The organism is Nocardia bhagyanarayanae (genome assembly GCF_006716565.1).
In the GTDB taxonomy this organism is placed as follows: Bacteria; Actinomycetota; Actinomycetes; order Mycobacteriales; family Mycobacteriaceae; genus Nocardia; species Nocardia bhagyanarayanae.
Genome location: NZ_VFPG01000001.1, coordinates 1,106,150 through 1,131,513, shown reverse-complemented (window position 1 = coordinate 1,131,513; position 25,364 = coordinate 1,106,150). Strand labels below are relative to the sequence as shown.

General features: G+C 68.9%; 21 protein-coding genes. 10 read left to right on the top strand and 11 right to left on the bottom strand.

Features of this window, described 5'->3' with window-relative positions:
* Positions 1 to 3 precede the first annotated feature (3 nt).
* From FB390_RS04530 to FB390_RS04520, 3 genes are all read right to left on the bottom strand, one after another.
* Positions 4 to 693 carry a TetR/AcrR family transcriptional regulator gene (locus FB390_RS04530; protein ID WP_141807819.1) on the bottom strand — a complete coding sequence of 230 codons (690 nt, stop codon included), beginning with the start codon at positions 691 to 693 and terminating at the stop codon, positions 4 to 6.
* Positions 690 to 2,939 carry an MMPL family transporter gene (locus FB390_RS04525; RefSeq protein ID WP_141807818.1) on the bottom strand — a complete coding sequence of 750 codons (2,250 nt, stop codon included), beginning with the start codon at positions 2,937 to 2,939 and terminating at the stop codon, positions 690 to 692. Before FB390_RS04525 ends, FB390_RS04530 begins: the two co-directional genes overlap by 4 nt.
* Before the next feature lie 113 nt (positions 2,940 to 3,052).
* A complete protein-coding gene (locus tag FB390_RS04520; RefSeq protein ID WP_141807817.1) occupies positions 3,053 to 3,877 on the bottom strand; it encodes a hypothetical protein in 825 nt (274 codons plus the stop codon).
* 494 nt (positions 3,878 to 4,371) lie between these two features.
* On the opposite strand from FB390_RS04520, the gene FB390_RS04515 reads away from it, so the two are divergent.
* From FB390_RS04515 to FB390_RS04500, 4 genes are all read left to right on the top strand, one after another.
* Complete coding sequence (locus tag FB390_RS04515) at positions 4,372 to 7,233, top strand: DNA polymerase III subunit gamma and tau (protein WP_141807816.1); 2,862 nt, start codon at positions 4,372 to 4,374, stop codon at positions 7,231 to 7,233.
* 335 nt (positions 7,234 to 7,568) lie between these two features.
* The gene (locus tag FB390_RS04510; protein WP_141807815.1) at positions 7,569 to 8,783 is read left to right on the top strand and encodes an acetyl-CoA C-acetyltransferase; all 1,215 of its coding nucleotides are present in this window, start codon (positions 7,569 to 7,571) and stop codon (positions 8,781 to 8,783) included.
* Between the two features lie 40 nt (positions 8,784 to 8,823).
* Positions 8,824 to 10,974, top strand: a complete 2,151-nt coding sequence (locus tag FB390_RS04505) for a 3-hydroxyacyl-CoA dehydrogenase NAD-binding domain-containing protein (protein ID WP_141807814.1) — start codon at positions 8,824 to 8,826, stop codon at positions 10,972 to 10,974.
* Positions 10,975 to 11,107: 133 nt separating this feature from the next.
* Entirely contained in the window at positions 11,108 to 12,196 is a 1,089-nt protein-coding gene (locus tag FB390_RS04500; protein ID WP_246123850.1) for an esterase-like activity of phytase family protein, read from the top strand.
* Between the two features lie 18 nt (positions 12,197 to 12,214).
* On the opposite strand, the gene FB390_RS04495 is transcribed toward FB390_RS04500, so the two are convergent.
* Positions 12,215 to 12,655, bottom strand: a complete 441-nt coding sequence (locus tag FB390_RS04495; RefSeq protein ID WP_141807812.1) for a MarR family winged helix-turn-helix transcriptional regulator — start codon at positions 12,653 to 12,655, stop codon at positions 12,215 to 12,217.
* Between the two features lie 341 nt (positions 12,656 to 12,996).
* On the opposite strand from FB390_RS04495, the gene FB390_RS04490 reads away from it, so the two are divergent.
* Complete coding sequence (locus tag FB390_RS04490; RefSeq protein WP_425465893.1) at positions 12,997 to 16,527, top strand: protein kinase domain-containing protein; 3,531 nt, start codon at positions 12,997 to 12,999, stop codon at positions 16,525 to 16,527.
* A gap of 18 nt (positions 16,528 to 16,545) precedes the next feature.
* On the opposite strand, the gene FB390_RS04485 is transcribed toward FB390_RS04490, so the two are convergent.
* The gene (locus tag FB390_RS04485) at positions 16,546 to 17,862 is read right to left on the bottom strand and encodes a class I SAM-dependent methyltransferase (protein WP_141807811.1); all 1,317 of its coding nucleotides are present in this window, start codon (positions 17,860 to 17,862) and stop codon (positions 16,546 to 16,548) included.
* Entirely contained in the window at positions 17,859 to 19,301 is a 1,443-nt protein-coding gene (locus tag FB390_RS04480) for an FAD-binding oxidoreductase (protein WP_141811540.1), read from the bottom strand. The genes FB390_RS04485 and FB390_RS04480 overlap by 4 nt, the downstream gene beginning before the upstream one ends.
* A 225-nt stretch (positions 19,302 to 19,526) precedes the next feature.
* Here FB390_RS04480 and FB390_RS04475 point away from each other — a divergent pair, with 225 nt between their 5' ends.
* Positions 19,527 to 19,961 (top strand): SRPBCC family protein, encoded by a 435-nt coding sequence (locus tag FB390_RS04475; RefSeq protein WP_141807810.1) that lies wholly within the window; start codon positions 19,527 to 19,529, stop codon positions 19,959 to 19,961.
* 94 nt (positions 19,962 to 20,055) lie between these two features.
* On the opposite strand, the gene FB390_RS04470 is transcribed toward FB390_RS04475, so the two are convergent.
* The 3 genes from FB390_RS04470 to FB390_RS04460 are packed head-to-tail and all read right to left on the bottom strand — an operon-like array spanning position 20,056 to position 21,865.
* Complete coding sequence (locus tag FB390_RS04470; RefSeq protein ID WP_141807809.1) at positions 20,056 to 20,406, bottom strand: VOC family protein; 351 nt, start codon at positions 20,404 to 20,406, stop codon at positions 20,056 to 20,058.
* A 6-nt stretch (positions 20,407 to 20,412) separates the two neighbouring features.
* On the bottom strand, positions 20,413 to 21,240 hold the full coding sequence (locus FB390_RS04465) for a MerR family transcriptional regulator (protein WP_141807808.1): 828 nt from the start codon (positions 21,238 to 21,240) through the stop codon (positions 20,413 to 20,415).
* 46 nt (positions 21,241 to 21,286) lie between these two features.
* Complete coding sequence (locus FB390_RS04460) at positions 21,287 to 21,865, bottom strand: hypothetical protein (RefSeq protein ID WP_141807807.1); 579 nt, start codon at positions 21,863 to 21,865, stop codon at positions 21,287 to 21,289.
* Between the two features lie 130 nt (positions 21,866 to 21,995).
* Here FB390_RS04460 and FB390_RS04455 point away from each other — a divergent pair, with 130 nt between their 5' ends.
* The 3 genes from FB390_RS04455 to FB390_RS04445 are packed head-to-tail and all read left to right on the top strand — an operon-like array spanning position 21,996 to position 23,596.
* Positions 21,996 to 22,337, top strand: coding sequence for a YbaB/EbfC family nucleoid-associated protein (locus FB390_RS04455; RefSeq protein WP_141807806.1), 342 nt, complete (start codon positions 21,996 to 21,998; stop codon positions 22,335 to 22,337).
* Between the two features lie 15 nt (positions 22,338 to 22,352).
* Positions 22,353 to 22,961, top strand: a complete 609-nt coding sequence (gene recR / locus FB390_RS04450; RefSeq protein WP_097246155.1) for a recombination mediator RecR — start codon at positions 22,353 to 22,355, stop codon at positions 22,959 to 22,961.
* Positions 22,962 to 22,975: 14 nt separating this feature from the next.
* Positions 22,976 to 23,596: a LysE family translocator gene (locus tag FB390_RS04445; protein ID WP_141807805.1), complete on the top strand. Its 621-nt coding sequence runs from the start codon at positions 22,976 to 22,978 to the stop codon at positions 23,594 to 23,596.
* 3 nt (positions 23,597 to 23,599) lie between these two features.
* Here FB390_RS04445 and FB390_RS04440 read toward each other — a convergent pair whose 3' ends face one another.
* Positions 23,600 to 24,244 (bottom strand): hypothetical protein, encoded by a 645-nt coding sequence (locus FB390_RS04440; protein ID WP_141807804.1) that lies wholly within the window; start codon positions 24,242 to 24,244, stop codon positions 23,600 to 23,602.
* A gap of 104 nt (positions 24,245 to 24,348) precedes the next feature.
* On the opposite strand from FB390_RS04440, the gene FB390_RS04435 reads away from it, so the two are divergent.
* Positions 24,349 to 24,984, top strand: a complete 636-nt coding sequence (locus FB390_RS04435) for a Uma2 family endonuclease (protein WP_141807803.1) — start codon at positions 24,349 to 24,351, stop codon at positions 24,982 to 24,984.
* Positions 24,985 to 24,995: 11 nt separating this feature from the next.
* Here the strand turns inward: FB390_RS04435 and FB390_RS04430 are convergent, their stop codons facing one another.
* Positions 24,996 to 25,202 carry a hypothetical protein gene (locus FB390_RS04430; RefSeq protein WP_141807802.1) on the bottom strand — a complete coding sequence of 69 codons (207 nt, stop codon included), beginning with the start codon at positions 25,200 to 25,202 and terminating at the stop codon, positions 24,996 to 24,998.
* Positions 25,203 to 25,364: the final 162 nt, after the last annotated feature.

The window sequence follows — 25,364 nt, the reverse complement described above, 5'->3', positions numbered from 1 at the left end:
GGCTCACGGGGTCTTTCGCCACTGCGGGAGGTTCTGGTCCAGCCAGGTATCGATCTCGTCGGGGCTCGGGCTGCCGCCGATCATGTTCAGCACGGTGTGCCCGAGGCAGGCCGCGCTCATGATGCGATCGGCGAGCTGCTCCTGATCGCCCCACGGCAGATGCGGTTTGGCGATCAGCAGCGAGGCGACGCCGTGCGCGACCGTCCACATGTCCAGCACGATCGGCAGCGGGTCGCCCGGCGCGATCGAGCCCTCCGCCATGCAGTCGCGCACGGTCGTCGCGAAATGCTGGAACGCGCCGCTGGTGAGCACTTGGTCCACCGCGCTGCCGCTCTCGGTCGGCCCGGTCGCCACCCGGTACTGCTCCGGATGCTCCAGCGCGAAGCGCACATAGGCGAGGCCCTGGTCGCGCAGCCGGTTCATCGGCGAAACGGTGGGGTCGGTGGCCGCGCGCAGCGCTTCGGCCAGATCCTCGAAGGCCTTGGCCACCGCCGCCTCGATCAGCTCGTCCTTGTCGGCGAAGTGCCGGTAGATGGACGGCGCGCTCACGCCGACCAGCTTGCTCACCTCGCGGATCGACACCGCGTCGGCCCGGCCGGTGCGTGCGAGCAATTCCATGGTGGCGGTGAGTATCTCGGTACGCAGCTGGGCGCCGGAACCGCGCGGTGATCGGGGTCGGCGGTGAAGGGTCATGAACGTCCTGCGTGCTCCGGTTCCCGTGCGATGGTTTGGTGGTCGACGTCTTCGGTGAGGCCGATCCGGTCGTGCAGTCTGGCAAGCGGTTTCGGCGCCCACCAGTTGGCCGAGCCGAGCAGGCGCATCAGCGCGGGCGCGAGCAGGGCGCGGATGATCGTCGCGTCGACGAGGACGGTCAGGGTGAGACCCAGACCCATCAGCTGCATGAACGAGACGTTCGAGGTGACCATCGCGCCCAAAACGATAGCCATCAGCACCGCGGCGGCGGTGAAGATCCGGCCGGTGCGTGCGACGCCGATGGCGACGGCGCGATCGTTGTCGTGCGTGCGCAGCCACTCCTCCCGGATCCGCGAGAGCAGGAACACCTCGTAGTCCATGGACAAGCCGAAGGCCAAGCAGAACATCAGGATCGGCATGGTCGGCACCATGTAACCCACCGCGGTGAAGCCGAGCAGGTTCGACAGGTGCCCCTCTTGGAACACCCACACCATCGCGCCGAACGCCGCCGCGAGCGACAAGGTGTTGAGCGCCAAGGCCTTGATCGGCAGCACGACGCTGCCGGTGAACAGGAACAACACGACGAAGGTGGCCAGCACGATGAGCGCGGCCGCCAAGGGCAGGCGGTCGCCCAGCGCCGCAAGCGAATCCGCGTTGACCGCCGCCGCGCCGCCGTACAGCGCGGGCGCCGGAGCGGGCACCGCCTTGATCGCGTCCAGCTGACGTTCGCCGTCCGGGGAGAACGGATCGACGTAGCTGACGACGGTGAGATAGGTCCCCGTGTCGTTGGCCATGCCGGGCGGCGCGACACCGACCCGCGCGCCCTTCGCGAAGGTCCCCGCGCTGGACAGCACGGCGGGCACGTCCGGAAGCTCGGACAGTCGCGCGGCATAGGTGCCCACCGCCGCGGCGTCGCCGGTGTAACCGTCCAGCACGATCGTGGTGCTCGCGCCGGGATCGGCCTGCGGGAAGTGCGCGCGCAGTTCGTCGCCGACCTGCCTGCTGGTCGACGACGTCGGCAACACCCGGTCGTCGGGGTAGCCGAACTTCACCGAGAGGAACGGCGCGCCGAGGAAGAGCAGCAGCGCGATGATCACCACGGCCACCGGCATCGCGTACCGCATCACCACCGTCACCAGCCGGTACCAGCCGGACTGCTCCGGCGGCACCGGGCCCGCGGGCGCCGGTCGGCGGAACAGCCTGCGCAGCGGGACGCGCAGATCGAGCGCGTTGACCCGGTAGCCGAGCAGCACCAGCGCGGCGGGCAGGATCACGATCGCCGCCACCGCCGCGGTCACGACCACCGCGACGCCCGCGTAGGCGAAGGATTTCAGGAAGTACAGGTTGAACACGCTGAGCGCGGCCAGCGACAGCGCGACGGTGAGCGCGGAGAACAGCACGGTGCGCCCAGCGGTCTGGACGGCCCGGATGGTCGCCGCCGTCGGGTCGAGGCCGTTGCCGAGTTCCTCGCGGTACCGGCTCACGATGAACAGGCTGTAGTCGATCGCCAGCGCGAGCCCGAGCGCGGTCGTCATGTTCAGCGCGTAGATGGACACGTCGGTGACCAGGGTGAACAGCCGTAGGATGGCGAGGGTGGCGGCGATCGCGAACAGGCCGACGGCCAGCGGAAGGGACGCCGCGACCAGGCTGCCGAACACCAGAACGAGCACGATCATCGACAGCGGTATCGCGATGCCCTCGGCGACGGCCAGGTCGCGGGTCGTCTGCTCGTTGACGTCGTGATAGATCGCGGCGATGCCGCCCTGGCGCACGGTGATGCCGTCGGCGGTGCCGGTGAGCTGCTCGGTGAGCTCGCCCGCGGTCTTCTGGACGGCGGTCTCGTCACCGGTGAGGAACGCGGCGATCAGTGCGCTCGCTCCGTTGTCGGTGCTGCGCAGCGCGGTCGAGAAGGGCGGCGGCGTTGTCCAGTAGGACTGGACGGCTCGTACGTCCTCGTGTGCGCGAAGCGCGTCGACCAGCCGGATGCCCGCGGCGCGCGCGGCGGGGCTGTCGACGCCGTCCTCGGCGCTCACCAGCAGCACGAAATTGGGGGAGGCGCCGCCGAAGTTGTCCTCGAGCATCCTGGCGACCTGCGAGGATTCGGCGTCGTCGGAGGTGAATCCGCCGGACTTCAAGTGCGCGGCGGCGGTGGCTCCGAAGAGACCGCAGCCGATCACCAGTGCCAGCGCGGTGACCAGGATGGCGCGCGGGTATCGCGTGGTCAGTCGTGCGATCCGATAGAGCATCGCGGCTCCCCTCCGTGAGTTAACGGGGTTAGCGTAACGCCGTTAACCAACGGATGTCGAGGGGGTGAGACGGGGCCAGCGGGCAACTGGCGAGCGGTCCACGTGATCGCGGCTCAGGCGCGGTTCTTGCGGGTCAGCGCGCGCCTGCCGCGGCGGCCAGGGAACGGCAGATCGTCCTCGACGGCGACCCACTCGGCGGTGGTCAACCACAGTTCCTGCGCCCGCGCGTCGGCGGTGTCGTGGAAGACGCGCCGTCCGCGATCGTCGCGCAGGTCGCGCGCGAGGCTGGACCAGCGCGGTGGGTGGCCGTGCTCGTCCAGGTGCTCGGCGAGATATCCGGTTACCAGCGTCCCGATCGTGTTGACCGGCCGCAGCGAGACCCGGTTGCCGTACTTGGCCGCGTGGAAACGCCTTGCCGCGCAGAGCGATTGCGGATTCGCGTTGGACGCGATCCAGCCCGCGCGCTGGGCGCGTTCGATCAGCCACAGATGCTTGACCGCGTTGGGCGCGATCACGCCGATGCGCTCCCTGATCAGCGTCGTCACCGGCTCCGAGGAGAGGATGTCGCGGCGGGTGGGGCCGGTGCCGTGTGTCATCCAGTGCTCGTGCGCGAGGCGGGCGAGCACGCGGCCGAAGTCGTCGATGCTGCGCTGGGCGCGGCGGCCGAGGCGCTCGATGCGTTCGGCCTCGCGGCGCATCTCGTTCTGCGCGGTGAGGGTGCGGATCGCGGCCATGGTCGGCACCTGCCCGCGTTCGAGTAGTTCCAGGATGGCCGAGGCGGTGGACGGATCGGCGGCGGCGGCCACCGGCAGCGAATCGCGTTTGAGCGCGAAATCCTGAGGGCTGATCGCGCGGCTGAGCAGTCCGACGGCGGCTCGATCGTCCGCGAAGTCGGTATTCGAGAGCCAGGCGGCGGCGATGTCGTCACACGACGGCACGGGGAACGTTCCTCCGAATTTGCGCGGTGGGAGTTCGGCGATGTCGCCCTGGGGCCGGGAGTTTGCCCAGGTTGTGCCCCGGTCGGGATGAGGGACCGGCCGGGGTCACCAACCTGATGAAGGTTTGGCTACCGAAGTTGCCAATAGCCACCGTAGCCAGCGCCGCGGGTAACTGTCACCCGGGTTGACTTATTCGTTATCTCGGTAAAAATTGGATAAACCGGGGCGGGAGTACGCATTTGGCCTGGCTGGAAAGTCGAACGGACGGCTACGCCCGCGCGTGAATGGTTCGAGGTTTCAAGATTGCTGTCGAGTTGCCATTTCATGAGAGGAACGAAGCGGCGGAAGAAGTCTTCGGGAATTATGTGATCTAGATCACTATTTCGACGGGTTTCGTGATGCTGCGCGGGGAGTGCGAAGGCGCGCGGCGGGCGGTCGGGCGTGAGCCCCCGGTCGCCGCCCGCTTTGTCGGTGGTCGCCGGTAACCTCTGGCCGTGGCTCTGTACCGGAAGTACCGACCGGCAACGTTCGCTGAGGTGGTGGGTCAGGAGCACGTCACCGACCCGCTGAGCACCGCGCTCGACACCGGACGGATCAGTCATGCCTATCTGTTCTCCGGACCCCGGGGTTGTGGCAAGACGTCCTCGGCGCGCATCCTCGCGCGCTCGCTGAACTGTGTGCAGGGCCCGACGTCGCGGCCGTGCGGCGTCTGCCCGTCCTGCGTCGCGCTCGGGCCGGGCGGGCCGGGCAATCTCGACGTCATCGAACTCGACGCCGCGAGCCACGGCGGCGTCGACGACACCCGCGAGCTGCGGGACCGCGCCTTCTACGCACCGGCCGAATCCCGGTACCGCGTCTTCATCGTCGACGAGGCGCACATGGTCACCACCGCGGGCTTCAACGCGCTGCTCAAGATCGTCGAGGAGCCGCCCGCCCACCTGATCTTCATCTTCGCCACCACCGAGCCAGACAAGGTGCTGCCGACGATCCGCTCGCGTACCCACCACTACCCGTTCCGGCTGCTGCCGCCGGCGACGATGCGCGGGCTGCTCGGCAAGATCTGCGAACAGGAAGATGTTCCGGTCGAGGAAGCGGTGTACCCGTTGGTGATTCGCGCGGGCGGCGGCTCACCGCGCGACAGCCTCAGCGTGCTCGACCAGTTGCTGGCGGGCGCCGGGCCGGAGGGCGTCACCTACAACCGCGCGGTCGCGCTGCTCGGCGTCACCGATGTCGCGCTCATCGATGACGCGGTGGAGGCGCTGGCCGCCGGCGATGGCGCCGCGTTGTTCGGCACCGTGGACAGCGTCATGGAGGCCGGGCACGATCCGCGCCGTTTCGCCGTCGACCTGCTCGAGCGCTTCCGCGACCTGATCCTGTTGCGCGCGGTGCCCGACGCCGCCGACCGCGGCCTGGTCTCCGGCCCCGGCGACGTGCTCGACCGCATGCGCGACCAAGCCCAGCGCATCGGCCCCGCCACCCTCACCCGCTACGCCGAACTGCTGCACGAGGGTCTCGGCGAGATGCGCGGCGCGACCGCGCCGAGGCTGCTGCTCGAGGTCGTCTGCGCCCGCATGCTGCTGCCCTCGGTCTCCGACACCGAATCCGCCACCCTCCAGCGCCTGGAACGACTCGAGCGCGGTTTCGCAGGCGGAGCCGTCGCCCCCCTTCCGCCCGCGACCTCCGCCCCCGACGCGACTCCCACCGCCGCGCCCGCCCCCGCCCGCGCACCGGGTGAGCCGCCGCGGCGCAGGGGTGCGGAGGCGCTCGCCGCGCTGCGCGAGAACAAGACTCGTGGCGCGAGCCCCGGAGCCGGCGAAAGCGGTGCGGATGCAAGCGCTTCCGGCGGGGCGGTCGGCCGAGACCAGGCGGGAACGGTGAGCGGTGCGCCGTCGTCCGCGAGCTCCGATATAGACGACGCAGACGCCGCCCGCGGTGGTGCGTCGGCTCAGAACACGGGTGGTCGGGCTCCGGCCCCCACCGAGGCAGCTCGGCCCGGCGCCTCGGGACCGGTCGCCGGTCAGGAAGACGTATCGGTTCCAGGGGCGAACGCCGCTGGCGAGCGAGGTGGTGCCGCCGAGCCCGGTCCGGGTGGGCGTGGCGACATCGGCGGTTCGGTGGCGGGCCAGTCCGCGCCCAGCGATGCGGGTCGTCCGGCGAGGCGGCCCGGCGATCACTCGGCCGCGCAAGCCGAGCGCCCGGCGGACGCGCCCGCGGGGGATGCCGAGGTGCCGGGCGACGGCTTGGTCGAGGGTCGAAGCGCGACGGCGGTCTCGTCTGCGCCGGGCGCGGCGGGGCAGTCGGACGCCGCGCGGGACGTCGCGAGCGAGGGCTCTGCGAATGCGCCCGATCCGGCCTTGCGTCGTGCGGCGGGAGCCGGCCGTCCGGCCGAGTCGTCCGGCCAGCCCGGAGCCGAGTCCGCTGTATCTCAGCGAGCTGCCGCGACCGGACCCACCGATGATGTGGGATATCAAGCCGCGCAACCAGTTTCGGGAGCGACGACAGATCCTGGTCCAGTGACCGGGGAATCGGCGGCGAGCCGTCGCGCCGACGGCGCGGCCGGTGCGCAAGCCCCCGCGAGCGCCGAATCGATGACCGCGGCGTCGCCGGACGAGCCCGCGGGCGCGCAGGGCGACGATCTGCTGCGGGTCGTGGAAGGGGCGTGGACGGAGATCCGGGCCAAGGTTCGGGAGTTCGGGCCGACGGTGCAGGCGTTGCTGTCGGGTGCCTCGGTGGCGCGGGTCGACGGCACGGTCATCGTGTTCGCCCATCAGCACGCGCCGCTGGCGCAGCGACTGTCCGAGGCGCGCAATGTCGAGGCCGTGCGGTCTGCGGTGCGCGCCGTGCTCGGCAGCGATCACGAGATCCGGTGGGAGGCGGGCGGCGCCGCGCCGCGTGCCGCGGCACAGCAGGCGACCCGGGCGCGGGGAGCCGGGCAGGCAGCGGCCGGGCGGGGTTCGGGCAATCCGGCTGGACGCGGTGAGGGAGGCCCGCCTCGGTTCTCCCGACCCAGCCAGACCAGGGCGAACGCCGCGGGCGACGCACCGGCCCGGCAGCAGCGGCCCGCCGCGCCCCCACGGTCCGGCGACGACGACATCCCGCCGCCCGACTACCCCGACCTACCGGACGATCCGGGTCCCGGCGACTACCCGCCGCCGGATCCCGGCGGGTACGAAACGAGCTCCGGCGGACCGGGGTACGGCTCGGGCGGAGTGCCCGGTCCGTCGACTCCGGAAGAGGAGCAGGAAATGCTGGCCGAGGCCGCCAAGCCGGTGGCTCCCGAGGCTCGCCACGACCCCGACGAGGTCGCCCTGGAATTGCTCAGGAGTGAGCTGGGTGCCACACGGCTGGATGGTTGACAACCACCGCCTCGAGGACGTTAAGTTAACCGGAGTTCGCACACGACGGTAGTATGAACGGGTGGCCGTGAGCTCCGGTGTGGCGTCGTTCTATGGTATGCCCAGGCGTACGGGCGTGTCCGGAACGTGCGTCCGCAGGTGCTTGCCAAGTTTTGTACAGCGTTATGCGGTGCGAGCGACGGGCCCGGAGACGGAACCTCGCGTCACCACGCTGGGCCTCGTGAGCACGGCAAACTGAATACGGACGGTCGGTCTCATGGCCGGTCGGCGAGGTTACCCGCGGCCGTGCCGCACAACGCGGTGCAGGCGCACCCCAAGGAAGGAAACACTCCGATATGACCACAGAGGCCTACATTTACGAGGCCATCCGCACTCCGCGCGGCCGCGGCAAGAAGAACGGTTCGCTGCACTCGGTCAAGCCGATCGACCTGACTGTTGGTCTGATCCAGGAGCTGCGCAACCGCTTCCCGAACCTCGACGAGGACCGGATCTCCGACGTCGTCCTTGGTGTCGTCAGCCCGGTCGGCGACCAGGGCATGGACATCGCGCGCACCGCGGTGACCGTGGCCGGCCTGCCCGACACCGTCGGCGGCGTCCAGCTGAACCGCTTCTGTGCCTCGGGTCTCGAGGCCGTCAACATCGCCGCCCAGAAGGTGCGCTCCGGCTTCGACGACCTGGTCATCGCCGGTGGCGTCGAGTCGATGTCGCGCGTTGCCATGGGCTCCGACGGTGGCGCCTGGGCCCTCGACCCGGCCACCAACTACGACACCTACTTCGTTCCGCAGGGCGTCTCCGCCGACCTGATCGCCACCATCGAGGGCTTCAGCCGCGACGACGTCGACGCCTACGCCGTGCGCTCGCAGGACCTGGCCGCCAAGGCCACCACCGGCGGCTACTTCGCCAAGTCCATCGTTCCGGTCAAGGACCAGAACGGTCTCGTCGTGCTGGACCGCGACGAGCACATGCGCCCCGGCACCACCGCCGAGGACCTCGCCAAGCTGCAGCCCTCCTTCGCCGTGATCGGCGAGATGGGCGGCTTCGACGCGGTGGCGCTGCAGAAGTTCCACTTCGTGGAGAAGATCAACCACGTGCACCACGGCGGCAACAGCTCGGGCATCGTCGACGGCGCCGCGCTGGTGCTGGTCGGCTCCGAGGAGGCCGGCAAGGCTTCGGGTCTGACCCCGCGTGCGCGCATCGTGGCGACCGCCACCAGTGGCGCCGACTCCACCATCATGCTGACCGGTCCCACCCCGGCCGCCAAGAAGGCGCTGGCCAAGGCGGGTCTGACCCTCGACGACATGGACCTGGTCGAGATCAACGAGGCGTTCGCCTCCGTGGTGCTGAAGTTCCAGAAGGACCTGAACATCCCGGACGAGAAGCTGAACGTCAACGGCGGCGCCATCGCGATGGGCCACCCGCTGGGCGCCACCGGCGCGATGATCACCGGCACCATGGTCGACGAGCTGGAGCGCCGCAACGGCCGCTACGCGCTGATCACCCTGTGCATCGGCGGCGGCATGGGCGTCGCGACCATCATCGAGCGGGTCTGAGCCCCAACCGACAGCTGAGAATTCAAGGAGACACAGAGCTGTGAGCGAAACCAACATGATCGGTTGGGAGCAGGATTCGGACGGCATCGTCGTGCTGACGATGGACGACCCGAACCAGGGCGCCAACACGATGAACGAGCTGTACAAGACGTCGATGACCGCGACCGTCGACCGGCTCGAGGCCGAGAAGGACAGCATCACCGGTGTGGTGCTGACCTCCGCGAAGAAGACCTTCTTCGCAGGCGGCGACCTGAAGAACATGATGAAGGTCGGCCCGGAAGACGGCCAGGCCCTCATGGACGAGCTGGCCACCATCAAGGGCGCGCTGCGTCGCCTGGAGCAGCTGGGCAAGCCGGTCGTTTCCGCGATCAACGGCGCCGCGCTCGGCGGCGGCCTCGAGATCACCCTCGCGACCCACTACCGCATCGCGGCGGACGTGCCGGGCGTGCAGCTGGGCCTGCCCGAGGTCAGCCTGGGCCTGCTGCCCGCCGGTGGCGGTGTCACCCGCACCGTGCGCATGCTCGGCCTCCAGGGCGCGCTCATGCAGGTGCTGCTGCAGGGCCAGAAGTACCGCCCGGGCAAGGCCAAGGAAATCGGCCTGATCAACGAGGTCGTCGGCTCGGTCGAGGAGCTGGTTCCGGCCGCCAAGGCGTGGATCAAGGCCAACCCCGAAGGTGGCGTGCAGCCCTGGGACAAGAAGGGCTTCAAGATCCCCGGTGGCACCCCGTCCACCCCGGCCTTCGCGGCGAACCTGCCCGCATTCCCGGCCAACCTGCGTAAGCAGCTCAAGGGCACCAACATGCCCGCGCCGCGGGCCATCATGGCCGCCGCGGTCGAGGGCGCGCAGGTCGACATCGACAACGCCTCGCTCATCGAGTCGCGCTACTTCGTCCACCTGCTGACCGGCCCGGTCGCGAAGAACATGATCCAGGCGTTCTTCTTCGACCTGCAGTCGATCAACAACGGCGGCTCGCGTCCCAAGGACGTGCCGAAGAAGGACATCAAGAAGGTCGGCGTGCTCGGCGCGGGCATGATGGGCGCGGGCATCGCGTACGTCTCCGCCAAGGCCGGCTACGAGGTCGTGCTGAAGGACGTCACCATCGAGGCGGCCGAGCGCGGCAAGAACTACTCCGAGAAGATCGAGGCCAAGGCCCTCTCCCGCGGCAAGACCACCGAGGAGAAGTCCAAGGCGCTGCTGGACCGGATCAAGCCGACCGCCGACGCGGCCGACTTCGCCGGCGTCGACTTCGTGATCGAGGCCGTCTTCGAGAACACCGAGCTCAAGCACAAGGTGTTCCAGGAGATCGAGGACATCGTCGACGCGGACGCGCTGCTGGGCTCGAACACCTCCACCCTGCCGATCACCGGTCTCGCGACCGGCGTGAAGCGCCAGGAGGACTTCATCGGCATCCACTTCTTCTCGCCGGTCGACAAGATGCCGCTGGTGGAGATCATCAAGGGTGAGAAGACCTCGGACGAGGCGCTGGCCCGGGTGTTCGACTACACCCTCGCGATCAAGAAGACCCCGATCGTCGTCAACGACAGCCGCGGCTTCTTCACCTCGCGCGTGATCGGCACCTTCGTCAACGAGGCGATCGCCATGCTCGGCGAGGGCATCGAGCCCGCGACCATCGAGCAGGCCGGCTCGCAGGCGGGCTACCCGGCCGCGCCGCTGCAGCTGTCGGACGAGCTGAACATGAAGCTCATGCTGAAGATCGCCAAGGAGACCGAGGAGGCCATCGCCCGCGGTGACGCCACCATGGGCAAGCAGCGCCACCCGGCCATCGACGTCATCGAGTACATGGTGAACGAGGGTCGTCCGGGTCGCCTGGAGAAGGCCGGCTTCTACGAGTACGACGAGAACGGCAAGCGGACCGGCCTGTGGCCGGGCCTGCGCGAGCACTTCAAGTCGGTCACCGACTTCAACGTGCCGATCCAGGATCTGATCGACCGCATGCTGTTCATCGAGGCGATCGAGACCCAGAAGTGCTTCGACGAGGGTGTGCTCGAGACCACCGCCGACGCCAACATCGGCTCGATCTTCGGCATCGGCTACCCGGCCTGGACCGGTGGTGTGCACCAGTTCATCGTCGGTTACCCGGGCGGCCAGGAGGCCTTCGTGGCTCGCGCCGACGAGCTGAAGGCCAAGTACGGCGATCGCTTCGAGGTTCCCGCCTCGCTGCGCAAGTAATCGCGCCGCGTAAGTAGTTACGCAACGGCGAAGCCCGCCATCGCTTTTCGCGGTGGCGGGCTTTCGCCGTCTCCGGGCCGGATTTCCGATGGCGTTCACCGCGCGGTTCGCGAGTGTCGATACCGTGTGGCTCGTGCGCAGCAAGATCGGACTCCTTCTCGCCCTCGCGGCCTCCACCGTCGCGCTGACCACCTCGACCGCCGCGCAGGCCGAACCGAACGTGCGGCTGTTGGGTGAGCGAGTCCTGCCGCACGGCATGGACTTTCACGGCACCACCGTCGGCGGGCTGTCCGGGATCGACTATCTGCCCGCCACGGGCGAGTACTTGCTGATCAGCGACGATCGCTCGGAACGCGCACCGGCCCGCAGCTACACCGCCCGCTTCCCGGTCGACGCGAACGGCGTCGGGCCGATGACGTTGACCGGCACGCGGCCGCTGCGCACCGCCGACGGCGGGTTCTATCCGCCGAAATCCGTTGACCCCGAGGAGATCCGGGTCGACCCGTGGACCGGCGACTACTTCTGGACCCAGGAGGGCGAGCGCGCGGGCGACGTGCTCGCCGACCCGGCCGTGCGCGTCGCGCGGCCGGACGGTGCGTTCGTGGCCGAGCTGCCAATCCCGGACAACGAGCGGATGCGGCCGGATTCCGGGCCGCGCCGCAACGCGGTGCTCGAGGCCGCGACCTTCGCCGCGGGCGGCGCATTGTTCGTCACGGCCGTCGAGGGGCCGCTGCTGCAAGACGGACCCGAGGCGACCGTGACCTCCGGCGCGGTCTCGCGCATCACGGTGCAGGCGCGCTCCGGGCCGCCGCTCGCGCAGTACGCGTACCCGATGGAGCCGGTGTTCGCCGAGTCGCGGCCCGAGCCGGGGCGCGGCGGCAACGGCGTCGCCTCGATCCTGGCCGCCGACCCGCTCGATCCGACGAAGTTCCTGGTGCTCGAGCGCGCGTTCGTGGACGGTGTCGGCAACAAGATCCGCGTCTACGAGGCCGACATCGCGGGCGCGACCAACGTGCTCGACGCTCCGCTGGGCAATGCGCGTCCGGTCGCCAAACGACTGCTCGTCGACCTGGACGACGTCGGCCTTCCGGACATCGACAACATCGAGGGCATGACCTGGGGACCGCGGCTGCCGTCCGGCGAGCGGACGCTGGTGCTGGTCAGCGACGACAACTTCGCCGAGAACCAGATCACCCAGATCGTCGCGCTCGCGCTGCGCTGAGCCTTCGGAAACCCGAACTCAGTCGGCGCGGAGTTCTTCCGCCGCTTCGAAATACGCGTCGGTGGCTTTGCGGAAGTAGTCGAGCAGTAGCTCGCGCTGCTCGGGCCGGTATCCGGCGATGATCTCGCCGACGCGCCGCCGGGCGGGGCCGAGCACGCGATCCAGTTCCGCGGACGTGCCGACCAGTTCGACCGTGAGCTTGCGCCGGTCGCCGGGGACCGGGACCCGCCGCACGTACCCGGCCGCTTCCAGGCGGTCGACCAGCCGGGTGGTCGGTCCGGTGGTGAGACCCGTGCGCGCACCGAGTTCACCCGGCGTCATCGGGCCGCCGAGTTCCAGCACGTTGAGCGCGTAGAGGTCGGTGGCGCCCAGGTCCACCGCCCGCGCTCCCGCCTGCCCGTGCAACATGAGTGCGCTCAGGTAGCGGCGATAGACCGCGCTCGTGTCCGACTGCTCCATCGGCACCTCCGGCTCGATCACTTCTCCGGTAAAGAAAAGTCTTCGGCGAAGAAAGAGCCTACAAGCCCGGCGCCGGATCCGTCGCCGAATGCCGCGCGCGGGCATTCGCAGGTGGGGACGACACTGCGGCAATCTCCACCCACCCGGCCCCGCACCGCGCTACGTTGGAGTATGCGCAGACAATTCGGACACCAGGTCGGCACCGGTGCCCGATGTCGGCGTGTCCCACGATCGCCGGTGACGCCGATTCGATGTGCATTCGAGGTGGTCACGTGAATCCACAGAGGGATTCGGGCAAGATGAGTCCCGAAGCGGTCCCGGCCGATTCGAATACGCGCGGCATGGACACGCGACGCGGCCTGGACACCCAGCGCGATACCCAACGCACCGATCTGGTCGGCATCGCCGACGAGCTCGAGGCGATGGGACTCTCCGGCGCCGTCGAGATCGGCAGGGGCGGCTTCGGCGTGGTGTACCGCTGCCTGCAAGTCGCGCTGGAACGGGTCGTCGCGGTCAAGGTGCTCTCCTCCGAGATCGACGCCGAGAGCCGCGAACGGTTCCTCCGCGAGGAGCAGGCGATGGGCAGGCTCTCCGGCCACCCCAACATCGTCGACATCCTCCAGGTCGACGTCACCGCCAGCGGCATGCCGATCATCGTGATGCCGTACTGCACACACGGCTCGCTCGAGCAGCTCATCCGCGAGCAGGGCCCGCTCACGTGGGCGGACTCGCTGCGAGCGGGCGTGAAGCTCGCGGGCGCGATCGAGAGCGCGCATCGCGCCAGGATCTTGCACCGCGACGTCAAACCGGCCAACGTGCTGCTCAGCGGCTACGGCGAACCGCAGCTCACCGATTTCGGCATCGCCAGGATTCCCGGCGGCTTCCGCACCTCCAGCAGCCTGATCACCGGTTCGCCCGCGTTCACCGCGCCGGAGGTGCTCAAAGGCGAGGAGCCGACCGTCCGCTCCGACGTCTACGGCCTCGGGGCGACGCTGTTCGCCGTGCTCACCGGTCACGCCGCCTTCGAGCGGCAGGCGGGGGAGCGGGTGGTCGCGCAGTTTCTGCGGATCACCACCCAGCCGGTGCCGGATCTGCGCGAGCAGGACATCCCGCCCGATGTGGCAGACGCGATCGAGCGGGCCATGGCGCCCGATCCGGCCGATCGACCGGATTCGGCGTACGAACTCGGCATGCTGCTGCGCTCGGTCCAGGTGCAACACGGTCAGCTGCCCGACGAGATGGCGCTGCTCGACACCAGCGGGTTGCTGGACGAATTCGACGGGGCACGTCCGGTGGTGGAAGCGCAACCGTCCACGCGGACCCGTCCCGCGGTGACCCGGCGCAGCTGGCCGTTGACGCTGCGTCCCGCCGTCTCGCAGCACCCGAGCGGCTCGACCACCATGCCGCCCACCGCCGCCACGAAATTCCGTCCGCCGACCCCGGCCCTCGCGCCGGTGCCGCGCCCCCGCTTGCTGGACATCCTGCGCGCGGGCGGGCGACGCAGGCTCGCGGTCATTCACGCGCCCGCGGGATTCGGCAAGAGCACGGTGGCCGCGCAGTGGCGCGCGGAACTGAGCAGCGGTGGGGTGCCGGTCGCGTGGATCGGCATCGACGGCGACGACGACAACGAGATCTGGTTCCTCGCCCACCTCATCCAGGCCATCCACCGGGTGCGGCCCGACGTCGGCGCCGGTCTCGACCAGGCGCTGGAGGAACACGCGGGCGACGCGGTGCCCTATGTCATCACCACCCTCATCGACGAGATCCACGCGGGCGGGGAGACCATTGTGGTGGTGGTCGAAGACTGGCACCGCATCACCGATCCCGGGACGCACCGCGCGATGGAGGCACTCCTCGACAACGGCTGCCACCACCTGCGCTTCGTGGTCACCAGCAGGGAACAGTCCGGCCTGCCGACCAGCCGGATGCGGGTGCACGACGAACTGGTCGAGATCGGGTCCGCGGCGCTACGGCTCACCGTGGCCGAGACCAAGCAGATCTTGGTGGACCGCAACGGTTTCGCGCTCACCGAGGCCCAGGTGGAACAGATCCACGAGGCGACCGACGGCTGGCCCGCCGCCATCCAGTTGATCAGCCTCTCGCTGCGCGGCAACGTCGACCCGGACCAGTTGATCGCGACGCTTTCCGAAGGCAGTCACGGCATCCGCGAATACCTCGCCGAGAACGTGCTCGACGCGCTCGAACCGCGGATGCTCGACTTCCTCAGCTCGATCTCGGTGACCGAGCGCGTCTCGGCGTCGCTGGCCGCCGCCCTGTCCGACGACAGCGAGGCCGAGCTGCTGCTCGCCCAGGCCGAGCAGCGCGAGCTGTTCCTGCGGCGCATCGAGCACGACCCGGAGTGGTACCGGATGCAGCCGCTGTTCGCCGAGCATCTGCGCGCCCGGCTGGAACGCACTCAGCCGGGGAAGTTGAAGTCGTTGCACCGCAAGGCGTCCCGCTGGTACGCCGAACACCAGCTGCTGCGCAAGTCGGTGGACCACGCGCTGGCCGCGACGGATCTGAAGATGGCGCTGGATCTGGTCGAGGGCGGCGGCATGGATCTGATCGACGCCTCCCGGCTGGCGACCCTGCTCGGCACGGTGTCGAAACTGCCGGTGCAGCAGGTGGCTTCGCGATCGAAGCTGCTCATGGCGGTGGCGCGGGCCAATGTGAACCTGCAACAGTCCAGCGCGGCGCGCAGCGCGCTCGGCAGGCTGTCCAACATGCTCGCGCGCGGTTCGTCCGGCGACGCCGACGTGGGCAGGCAGCGGTGCGAGGCCGCGGTGCTCGCCGCCGCCGACCAGATCGCCCGCGATCACACCGAGGGCGTGCTCGACCGTGTCGCGGACTGCCTCGAGCGCCCCGACGAGCTGCCCGCGTGGACGGTATCCACCGCGGCGAATCTGACCTCGTTCGTGCGGCTTTGCCAGTTCGACTTCGACGGCGCCCGCAGCATCCAGGACTGGGCGGCCGAGTACCACGCCAGCTCGAAGGACCCGCTCGGCGTGGTGTTCGGGCTGTGCGGGCAGGGCGCGGCGGCCTACGAGCAACTCGACATCGCCACGGCGATGCAGTGTTTCCAGCAGGCGTGGGAGACGGCGCGGCTTCGCTCGGGTCCGCGATCACACGCGGTGCGGGTGGCCTCGGCGCTGCTGGGCGAATTGAACTATCGCCGAGGCGATCTCGAGGTCGCCGACCGCCTGTTCGACGAGAGCCACCAGCTGGTCACCCGGATCGGCCCGGTCGACTTCCTGATCTCGACGTTCGTCACCGGCGCGCGGGTCAAGGCGGTGCTCGGCGATCTGGCGACCGCCGCGGCCCGGCTGGACGAGGGCGCCCGGGTGGCCGCCGAGCACCGCCTGGTCCGGCTCGCGGCGCACATCCGCGCCGAACGGCTGCGGCTCGGCCTGCCCGTGGAGTACCTCGCGCGCGGCGACGGGCATTCCGAAGCGCTCGGCGTCGTCCATCACCGGCTGGTCGGCTCCGCCGCGCTCACCGCCGAGGCCGAGGAGATCGCGGGCATCCGCGGCCTGCTCGCGCAGAAGGCGCTGCGCTCGGACGACACCGCGGTGCGCCGCGCCCGCGCCCTGCACGGCCGGATGCTCGAACAGAACCGTCCCCGAGCGGAATTGGACACCGCGCTGCTGCTCGCCGAATGCCTCGCCGCGTCCGGCTGGGTCGGCGAGGCCACCGGCCTGCTGCTCCCCGCCGCCGCCACCTGCGCCGAGCTGGGCTGGACCCGTCCGCTCTTGGACGCTGGTCCCAGCGTTGTCGCCATCCTGCGCGTGCTGCGCTCCGAAATGCACACGTCCCCCGACCAATTGGAGGACGTGGCGCTACCCGCCCGGTTCCTGGAGCAACTCCTGGACTGACAGGCGGGCAGCGTCAGCTCAGGCCTCCCACCAGGGGCGCAGGGGGACCGTCCACGCGCCGTTGGGGGGCAGCTTGACGCCGAGGACCTGGTGCAGCTGGACCACGTTGCGCTGGAAGCCGAGTCGACAGCCCGCCATGTACAGGCCCCAGACCTTGGCGGTGCCCTCGCCGACCTCGGCGACGCAGGCGTCCCAGTTGGCGACCAGGTTCTTGCACCATTCGTGCAGGGTCAGCGCGTAGTGCTCGCGCAGGTTCTCCTCGTGCAGCACCTCGAGCCCGACGTTCTGGATCTCGGAGATGATGCGGCCGGAACCGATCAGTTCGCCGTCCGGGAAGACGTACCTGTCGATGAAATCGCCAGCCTTGGTGGTGCGGGTGTTGTCCGGGCGGGTGATGCAGTGGTTGAGGAACAGGCCGCCGTCGCGCAGCTTGTTCTTGATGAATTCGAAGTAGAACGGGTAGTTGTGCACGCCGATGTGCTCGGTGAGACCGATCGAGGACACGGCGTCGAACTCGCCCTCCGGCACGTCGCGGTAGTCGGAGTGCCGCACCTCGGCCAGATCCGAGAGACCTTCCTCGGCGATCTTCCGCTGCGCCCACTCCGCCTGCTCCGCCGAGAGGGTCGCGCCGATGACCTCGACACCGCGCCTTGCCGCGTAGCGCACCATGCCGCCCCAGCCGCAGCCGATGTCGAGCAGCCGGTCGCCCTCCTTCAGGCGCAGCTTGTCGAAGACGAGACGGTACTTGTTCTCCTGCGCCTGCTCCAGCGTCCAGTTCTCGTCGCCGTAGGTCGCGCAGGTGTAGGTCATCGAGGGACCTAGGACGTACTCGTAGAAGGTATTCGAGACGTCGTAGTGGTGGTGGATGGCCTCCGCGTCGCGGGTCTTGGAGTGGCGCAGACCCTCGAACGCGATCCGGCGCCAGCGCGGCAGCGTCTCCTGCGGCGGCGGCGCGACCGGCTTGAGCCGCTCCCAGCCCAGCGAGCGCGCGATGGTGACCAGCGCGAGCGCCGACGGGCGGCGGAACTTCAAGTCCTGCATCGCCTTCAGGATCTCGTACGGGTCGCCGGGGTGGACGCCCTCGGCGGTCATGTCGCCCGCGATGTAGGCGCGCGCCATGCCGAGATCGCCGGGCGCGGTGGCCAGATAGTTGATGCCGCGCGGCGTCTTGATGTCGAGGGTGTAGTCCGAATCCTCCGGCCCGGTCGCGCTGCCGTCGTAGGCCGTCAGGCGAATCGGGACCTCGCCGTCGACGAGGGTCTCGAAGATCTCGGCAATGCTCAGCTTGGTTCCCAGGTCCGCGAACACGTCGGACCGGTCCTTGAATGTCGTCATTTCCGTTGCACCGCCTTCGAATACAAATCCAGCAAGCGCTGGTCCGGGTCGTAGCGTTTCTTCAGTTCGGTGTAGGCCTCGCCGCCGTAGAGCGCCGCGAACTCGTCCTCGTCGTAGAAGGCGTCCGAGTACAGCGATTTGTGCCCGTCGAAATCGGTCACGGTGCGTTCGATGGCGCGGTTGGCCGCGCCCTCTCGCTGTCCGGGAACAATGGGCACGGACGACCAGAATCCCACGTTGACGTAGGTGCGGTTCGGCTCGATCGGGTAGAGCGGCCAGACGCGTCCGTTCCTCGCGGCGGGCGCGCCCGTCTCCCGCAAACGCAGCGGGCACAGCCAGATCGGCTCGATGGGAATCTCGCGCAGGAACCATTCGACGAAATCCGCGGTGCGCTCCACCGGGACCTCGATGTCCTGCACCACCCGCTCGCGCGGCGGCTTGCCCTTGCGGGCTTCCAATTTGTCGCCGATGTTGTATTTGTGGTCGAGGGCGACCAGCTTCCAATAGAAGCTGCTGCGCCGGTAGCGCTTCGGCCAGAACCGGCGGACGCTCGGGTTCTGCGCGCCGAAAGCGCGCGAGCACCAGAACCAGTCGGTGTCCCAGCGCCACAGGTAGTCGTGGATGGTCAGCCGATCGCGCTTGGGCTGCGCGCCGTCGTGCTGGATGGAGCGGTAGTAGATGTCCATCCCGGTGTAGTCGCTGACCGGGCCCGGCTCGTCGGTCTGCCTGCCGAGGGTCAGGTAACTCTCCTCGGCGGTGAACACCACGCCGTCGAGATAGTCGACCCGCTCGCCGTCGTAGGACTTCTCGTCCACGATCCGCGTGATCGCGGCCTCCAGTTCCCGCAGGTCGCGGAACCGCAAATGGCGCAGCGCCACGTAGGGCAGCACGGGCTCGAGCTCGATCTTCAGCCGGACGGTGTACCCCAGCGTGCCGTAGGAATTGGGAAAGCCGTGGAACAGATCCGCGTGCTCGCCCTCCGGCCGGGCGGTGATCAGCTCGCCCGCCCCGGTCAGCACGTCCATCTCCAGCACCGACTCGTGCGGTAGGCCGCTGCGGAACGAGGTGGACTCGATGCCGAGGCCGGTCACCGCGCCGCCGAGAGTGATCGTCTTGAGCTGCGGAACCACCAGCGGCGCCAGCCCGTACGGCAGGGTCGCGGCCACCAGGTCCTCGTAGGTGGTCATGCCCGCCACGTCGGCGGTTCGCGCGTCCGAATCCACCTGGACGACCTGGGTGAGGCCGGAAACGTCCAAGCCGGGTGCCGTGTTCTTGGCCCTGGCCCGGAACAGATTGGAGGTCTTCTTCGCCAGCCGCACGTTGGCGTCGGCGGGTATGGCGCGGTAACTCGCCAGAAGGCGCTCCACACCCGCTCGGTGCGCGGCAAACCCTGATTCGCGTGCGGCCGGACTGTGACCGGCCTTCCCCAACAGACTCACTGCCACCCCTCGACGCTAGTACGCACCGTGATCTTCGACCACCGAGAAATGCTCGAGCCGGGATAAATGTCACGGGAATGTTGCATCGGGAATACCCGGTGTTCGGCGTGGCAGCGGCCCGGCCGAACACGCGGTCGGACAACGTGAGCCTGGACGCCGCGCACGCGCGGGCGCAGGGCAGGATAGGGGGCGGTCGAGACACCGCATCCGGACAAGGAGCTCATTGTGGGACAGGTCAGCGCCAGCAGTTCGATCACCGTCGACGCGGATCCGAAGCGCGCGCTCGAGGCCATCGCCGACTACGACACGGTGCGCCCGCGCATTCTCTCCCCGCACTACCGCGACTACAAGGTCGTCGAGGGCGGCAAAGGCGCGGGCACCGTCGCCGAGTGGACTCTGCAGGCCACCGAGAAGCGCTCGCGCAACGTGCACGCCGTCGTCTCCGTGGCGGATTCCATTGTCACCGAGCGTGACTCGAACTCCACCATGGTCAACACCTGGACCGTGACGCCGGAGGGCGCCGGCGCCCAGGTAACGCTGCGCACCACGTGGAAGGGCGCGGGCGGCATCTCGGGCATCTTCGAGGGCATCTTCGCGCCGCTGGGGCTGAAGAAGATTCAGGCCGAGGTGCTGGAGAACCTGAAGCGCGAATTGGCCTGAGCCGGTAGGTCATTCAGGAACGGCGCGACCGGACCCTGAACAGGTCCGGCCGCGCCGTCGTTCTCGCCGCACGGAATCCGCGCGACAGCTGCGATCAGGCCTTGCCGATGTCGAAGAGGTTGCCCTCCGGGTCGGCGAGCGTCGCCCAGTTCCCGCCGTACTCGTCGAAATCGCCGATGTGCTTCGCGCCGAGGGCGACCGCGCGGTCGATCTGTTCGCGCCACTCGGTCGACGCCAGATCCAGGTGGACGACGTTCTTACCCGGCGTCTTGTCCGGCACCTTGATGAACATCAGCAACGGCTTGTGGCCGGATTCCCGTCCGACCGTCGCGAAGAACTCGCTGGCTCCTTCGTCGACGCGCTGGTCGAGCAGCTCCGCCCAGAATCCGGCGAGCGCCGCGGCGTTCTCGCAATCGAAGGTGACGTTGGCGATGGACAGCGTCATGATCGTTCACTCCTGTTCCAGGTGTCCGCCGATGGGCCAGCAGACTTCGGTTCGGTATGTGGTCGGTTCGTCGGTGTCGTTCGGGGCCACCACGTACAGCTCGCGGATCGGCTCCGGCAGCGCCGTGTCGTGTTCGGCGACGTGGCTGCCCAGCGCGCCGTAGGTGCGGTCGAAGTCCTCGAAAGGGCCGCTGTGCACGGCGATGGCGAAGCGGCGCGCGGGCAGCTCGAGCACCGCGAGTCCCTCGGGCGGTTCGATGGCGTCGCGGCTCGGGATCGGCACGAAGGCGACCACCTCGCCCGTGTCGTCGGCGAAGAACTCCGGCGAGTACGTCGCGCCGCCGACTCCCGCGGGCCGCACGCCCGCCGCGGCCAAGGTTTGGTAGAGCAGCGCGAACGACCGGCCGCACCAGGCCTCGATGCCGTCCCGCTCGACGAAGCCGACGACGGCGAGCGCCGGAAACGCCGGAATCGAGCGGTAGCTCACGGTGATCGGCGCGGGCTCGGTCAGCAGCGAGCGCAGCGATGCGACCACCGCCCGGGTCCGCTGCAATTCCGCCTCCATGCGCTCCAGATGCGCACGCAGCGCGCTGTCCCGGGTGGTGATGTCCGGCGCGGCGAGCACGGACTTGATCTCGGGCAGCGGCATGTCGAGGCGGCGCAGGCGGCGGATCAAATGAGCCTGCGCCACCTGGTCTGTCGAGTAGCGCCGATAACCCGAGACCGGGTCCACCTCGACCGGCTCGAGCAGTTCGATGTCGTGGTAGTACCGCAGCGTTTTCACGCTGAGGTAGGTCAGTCTGGCGAACTCACCGATCGAGACGGTCGCGGTCATGTGTTCAGCGAACACCCTCCAGCCACTGGAGAGTCAAGCGACACGATCACGCCAGTGCGAAGGTCAGCAGCAGGGTGGTCTGCACCGCGCCGCGCCACCACGAGTAGCCGAACCACACGCCGGGGGTCACCTCGCGGATCTCGTCGTAGAGGGCCGGGGTCGGCGAGGGGGCGTAGTTCAGCGCCCAGGCCGGGCCGCCGTCCAGCACCGCGGGCGCGCGGTACACGTCGGCCTTCCAGCCCTCCATGTCCGCGCGGGTCAGGCGGTTCAGCAGGTAGCCGCCGTCGGGACCGGTGTAGAAGTTCTTGCCGAGCCACAGACCGGTTGTGATGCCCTGGGCATAGTTCGGCCGGATCACCCAGCCGTCCTTGACGCCCATCGGGACCGCACCTTGCGGGGCATCGTGGAAGATCGCGTCCTGCTGCTCGGGCGAGCAGCGGAGCCGCAGCGAATCCAGGGTGGCTGCCTTGTCGTCGGGATACAGCACGCACCCGCCGCCGTAGTCGGACGCCGCGGGGGTCACGTCGAAATCCGCGGGCTGCACGTCGGAATCCGCGGCGGCCGCCGGGGCGCAGAGCATCGAAAGTGCCATGGCGGCCACGAGAAGTGCTCGGTTTGTGCTCATTACTGTCTCCAGAATCAACCGAACCGGTAACCGACCCAGGTCCAGGTTAGGCGGGTCGGGGCTGACTGTCTCGGTATATCCGGGAGGACTAGGCTGAACCGTGACAATCTCCCCTGAGAGAGGACGAGCAGTGCAGCCCGGTGGTCAGTTCGACATGCAGCAGTTACTCGCCCAGGCACAGCAGATGCAGCAGGCGGTGATGGAAGCGCAGGCCGAGATCGCGGCCTCCGAGGTGGACGGACAGGCCGGTGGCGGCCTCGTTCGAGTTCGGATCAAGGCGACGGGCCAGGTGGTCTCGCTGACCATCGACCCGAAAGTCGTCGACCCGGAAGACGTCGAGGGCCTGCAGGATCTGGTGATCGGCGCGGTCAACGACGCGATGAGCAACGCGCAGCAGCTGGCGGCCGAGCGCCTCGGCCCGCTCTCCGGCGGACTCGGGGGCGGTTCGCTGCCCGGGCTGCCGGATTTCTGATCGAGGACGGGACGGTTGTACGAGGGTCCGGTACAGGATCTGATCGACGAGCTGGGCAAGCTGCCCGGCGTCGGTCCGAAGAGCGCGCAGCGCATCGCGTTTCACCTGCTCCAGGTGGAGCCGCCGGAGATCGACCGGTTGCAGGCCGCGCTACAGAAGGTGCGCGACGGCGTGCAGTTCTGCGTGGTGTGCGGCACCGTCTCCGACGGTGAGCTGTGCCGGATCTGCGCCGACCCGCGGCGCGATCGCAGCATGATCTGTGTGGTCGAGGAGCCGAAGGACGTCCAGGCGATCGAGCGCACCCGTGAGTTCCGTGGCCGCTACCACGTGCTCGGCGGTGCGCTCGATCCGCTCAGCGGCATCGGCCCGGATCAGCTGCGGATACGGGAACTGTTGGCGCGCATCGGCAATCAAGAGGACGGCGTCGACGTCAGCGAGGTGATCATCGCGACCGACCCGAACACCGAGGGCGAGGCGACGGCCACCTACCTGGTGCGGATGCTGCGCGATTTCCCTGGGCTCGCGGTGACGCGATTGGCCTCCGGCCTTCCGATGGGCGGCGATCTGGAGTTCGCCGACGAATTGACCTTGGGCCGAGCCCTTTCCGGCAGGCGCGCACTCTGATTACTGTGCGGGGGATGAGCATCGAGTTTCTGTTGACGACGCTCGTCATCGTCGCCACGCCCGGTACCGGCGTCCTTTTCACCCTCGCGGCCGGACTCTCGCGCGGCGTGCGCGCCAGCGTCGTCGCGGCCTTCGGCTGCACGCTCGGCATCGTTCCGCACATGATCGCGGCGGTAACCGGTCTCGCCGCGCTGTTGAACACCAGCGCCGTCGCTTTCCAGACGCTGAAGTACCTCGGCGTCGCGTACCTGCTGTACATGGCGTGGAACACGCTGCGGGACAAAGGCGCTCTCGCCATCCCCGATGCCGGGCCGGAACGGGCTGCGCCCCGTGCTCGTCAGGTGATCACCTCGGCGGTGCTGCTCAACATCCTGAACCCGAAGCTGACCATTTTCTTCTTCGCGTTCCTGCCCCAGTTCGTGCCCGCGGGCGCGCCGAACGCGCTGGCCCGCATGCTCGAGCTGAGCGGCATCTTCATGCTGGCCACGTTCGTGGTGTTCGCCGGATACGGCGCGTGCGCGGCGGCGGTGCGCACGTACGTCATCGCGCGGCCGGTCGTGGTGACGTGGATGCGGCGGGTGTTCGGCGCGTCGTTCGTGGCGCTCGCGGGGCGGCTCGCCGTGCAGAACCAGTAGGGGTCAGAACTCCACGCGGGTCCACGGGACGCGCGCGAGTGCGTCCCGCTCGCCCGTTGTCCAGGCCCAGATCAGGGCGGCGACCGCGGCGGGGTCCGCGAGGGTGGCGCCGTAGTGCCGTTCGGGACCGCCGTCGCGGTATTCGACGGTGTACTCGCCCGGCTTGCCGCGGTAGGTCTGGATGTAGTCGTGATCGCCCCGCTCCACGATCAGGTACGGGTTCGGCGGCGCGAGCTCCGGAATCCACTGGTCCACAAGCGCTTTGGTGAGGTACGGGAACGTGCCCGCGCCGCCGTGGGTGACGGTGACCGGCACGTGCCCCGCGGGATCGATCAGCCAGGCCAGCTGCGGATCGTAGATCGCGTAGTCGCGCGGGGTCGCGATATCGAACAGCAGCTGCCGCACGTAGCCGATCGCGTCGTACGGGCACGCCACGTGCAGCACCGACCCGTTCGCCGTCCCACCCACCGACTCACCGCTGAGAAAGCTGTCCTCTTCCGGCAGCTCCAGATTCGCCTCGTTGATCTCGGCCGCCATCTCGGCGACCACCTCGGCCTCGTCCACCCCCTGCTGCCCGACCAGATACGCCTCCACCTCGGCCAGGTTCGCAGCAACACCGGACGGCAACAACACGTGGTCGTAGTTCACCCGGCCAGCGTACGGGGAGCTACCTACCGGCACTCCGCCACCACAGACCGAGACGTGCCGACTGACCTACGATTACTGCGACTACCAGCCTGAAGGACGGTCACATGTCGGAGCTGTTCGACTGGTCTTCGCCGAAGACCTACAGCCTGCCGGTAGATATGGACGACTACCTGGCCATGCCCGAGGAGATGTCGCGCGACGTCGAGGTCAAGGACGGGATGATCGTTCATTGCGAGTCGGCCTCGCCCAACCACAACGCCATCGCGCGCAACATCGAACGCGCGCTGCTGGACGGCCGAGCCAAACGCGAATCGGCCGAGCCGTGCCTGCGGGTGAACCGCGATATCGACATGCTCGTCTCCGAGGTCCCACTGCACTACAAGCGCCCGGATGTCATCGTCTACCGCTGTATCGAGCAGCCGAGGCCCAAGTGGAAGATGAAGCCGACCGTCGCCGATACCGTGCTGGTCGTCGAGGTTGTGTCGCCGACGACCATCACCGCGGACCTGATCGACAAGCGTGCCGAGTATGCCCGCTTCGGCATCGAGAACTACTGGATCGCCCGGATGGCCAACAACGACGGCCCCGCCTTGTCCATCGAGATGCTGACCCTGAACTCGGCAGGTGAGTACGTATCAGCCGCGCACCGGAGTCGAGGGAACAGCTCCGCGGCAATCGAGACCGTGGTGCCTTTCGAAACCTATGCCACCTGGCAGGACCTGGACGACGGAATCGATTGATTCAGAGGCTGTCAGGCTTGGCGGCGGGTGGGGGTTGGTCGCGTCGAGCAGGCGCAGCCGCCGGCTACGTCGGCGCAGTCGACGATGAAGGTGTGGCGGGCGTGGTCGAAGGCGACACAGTCGTCGTCGGTGCATTCGAGGGTGCGGGTCGCGTGGACGATGAGGGTGCCGTGGCAGTGGTCTACCGCGGATTCGCAGGCTGGACAGGTCGCGCGCATGGGACCTCCTGACGAGATCGGTTGGTGATTCGGTCTTAGCACTCGGGTCCGGACGGCGGTGGGAGGCGGGGCCGGGTGTGTCGGCGACCCACGCGGGGTGGAATCGCCGCCGAAGACCTTGTCCGCCAAGCCCGGCGGCCGGGGCGTGGCCGTGCGATCGCC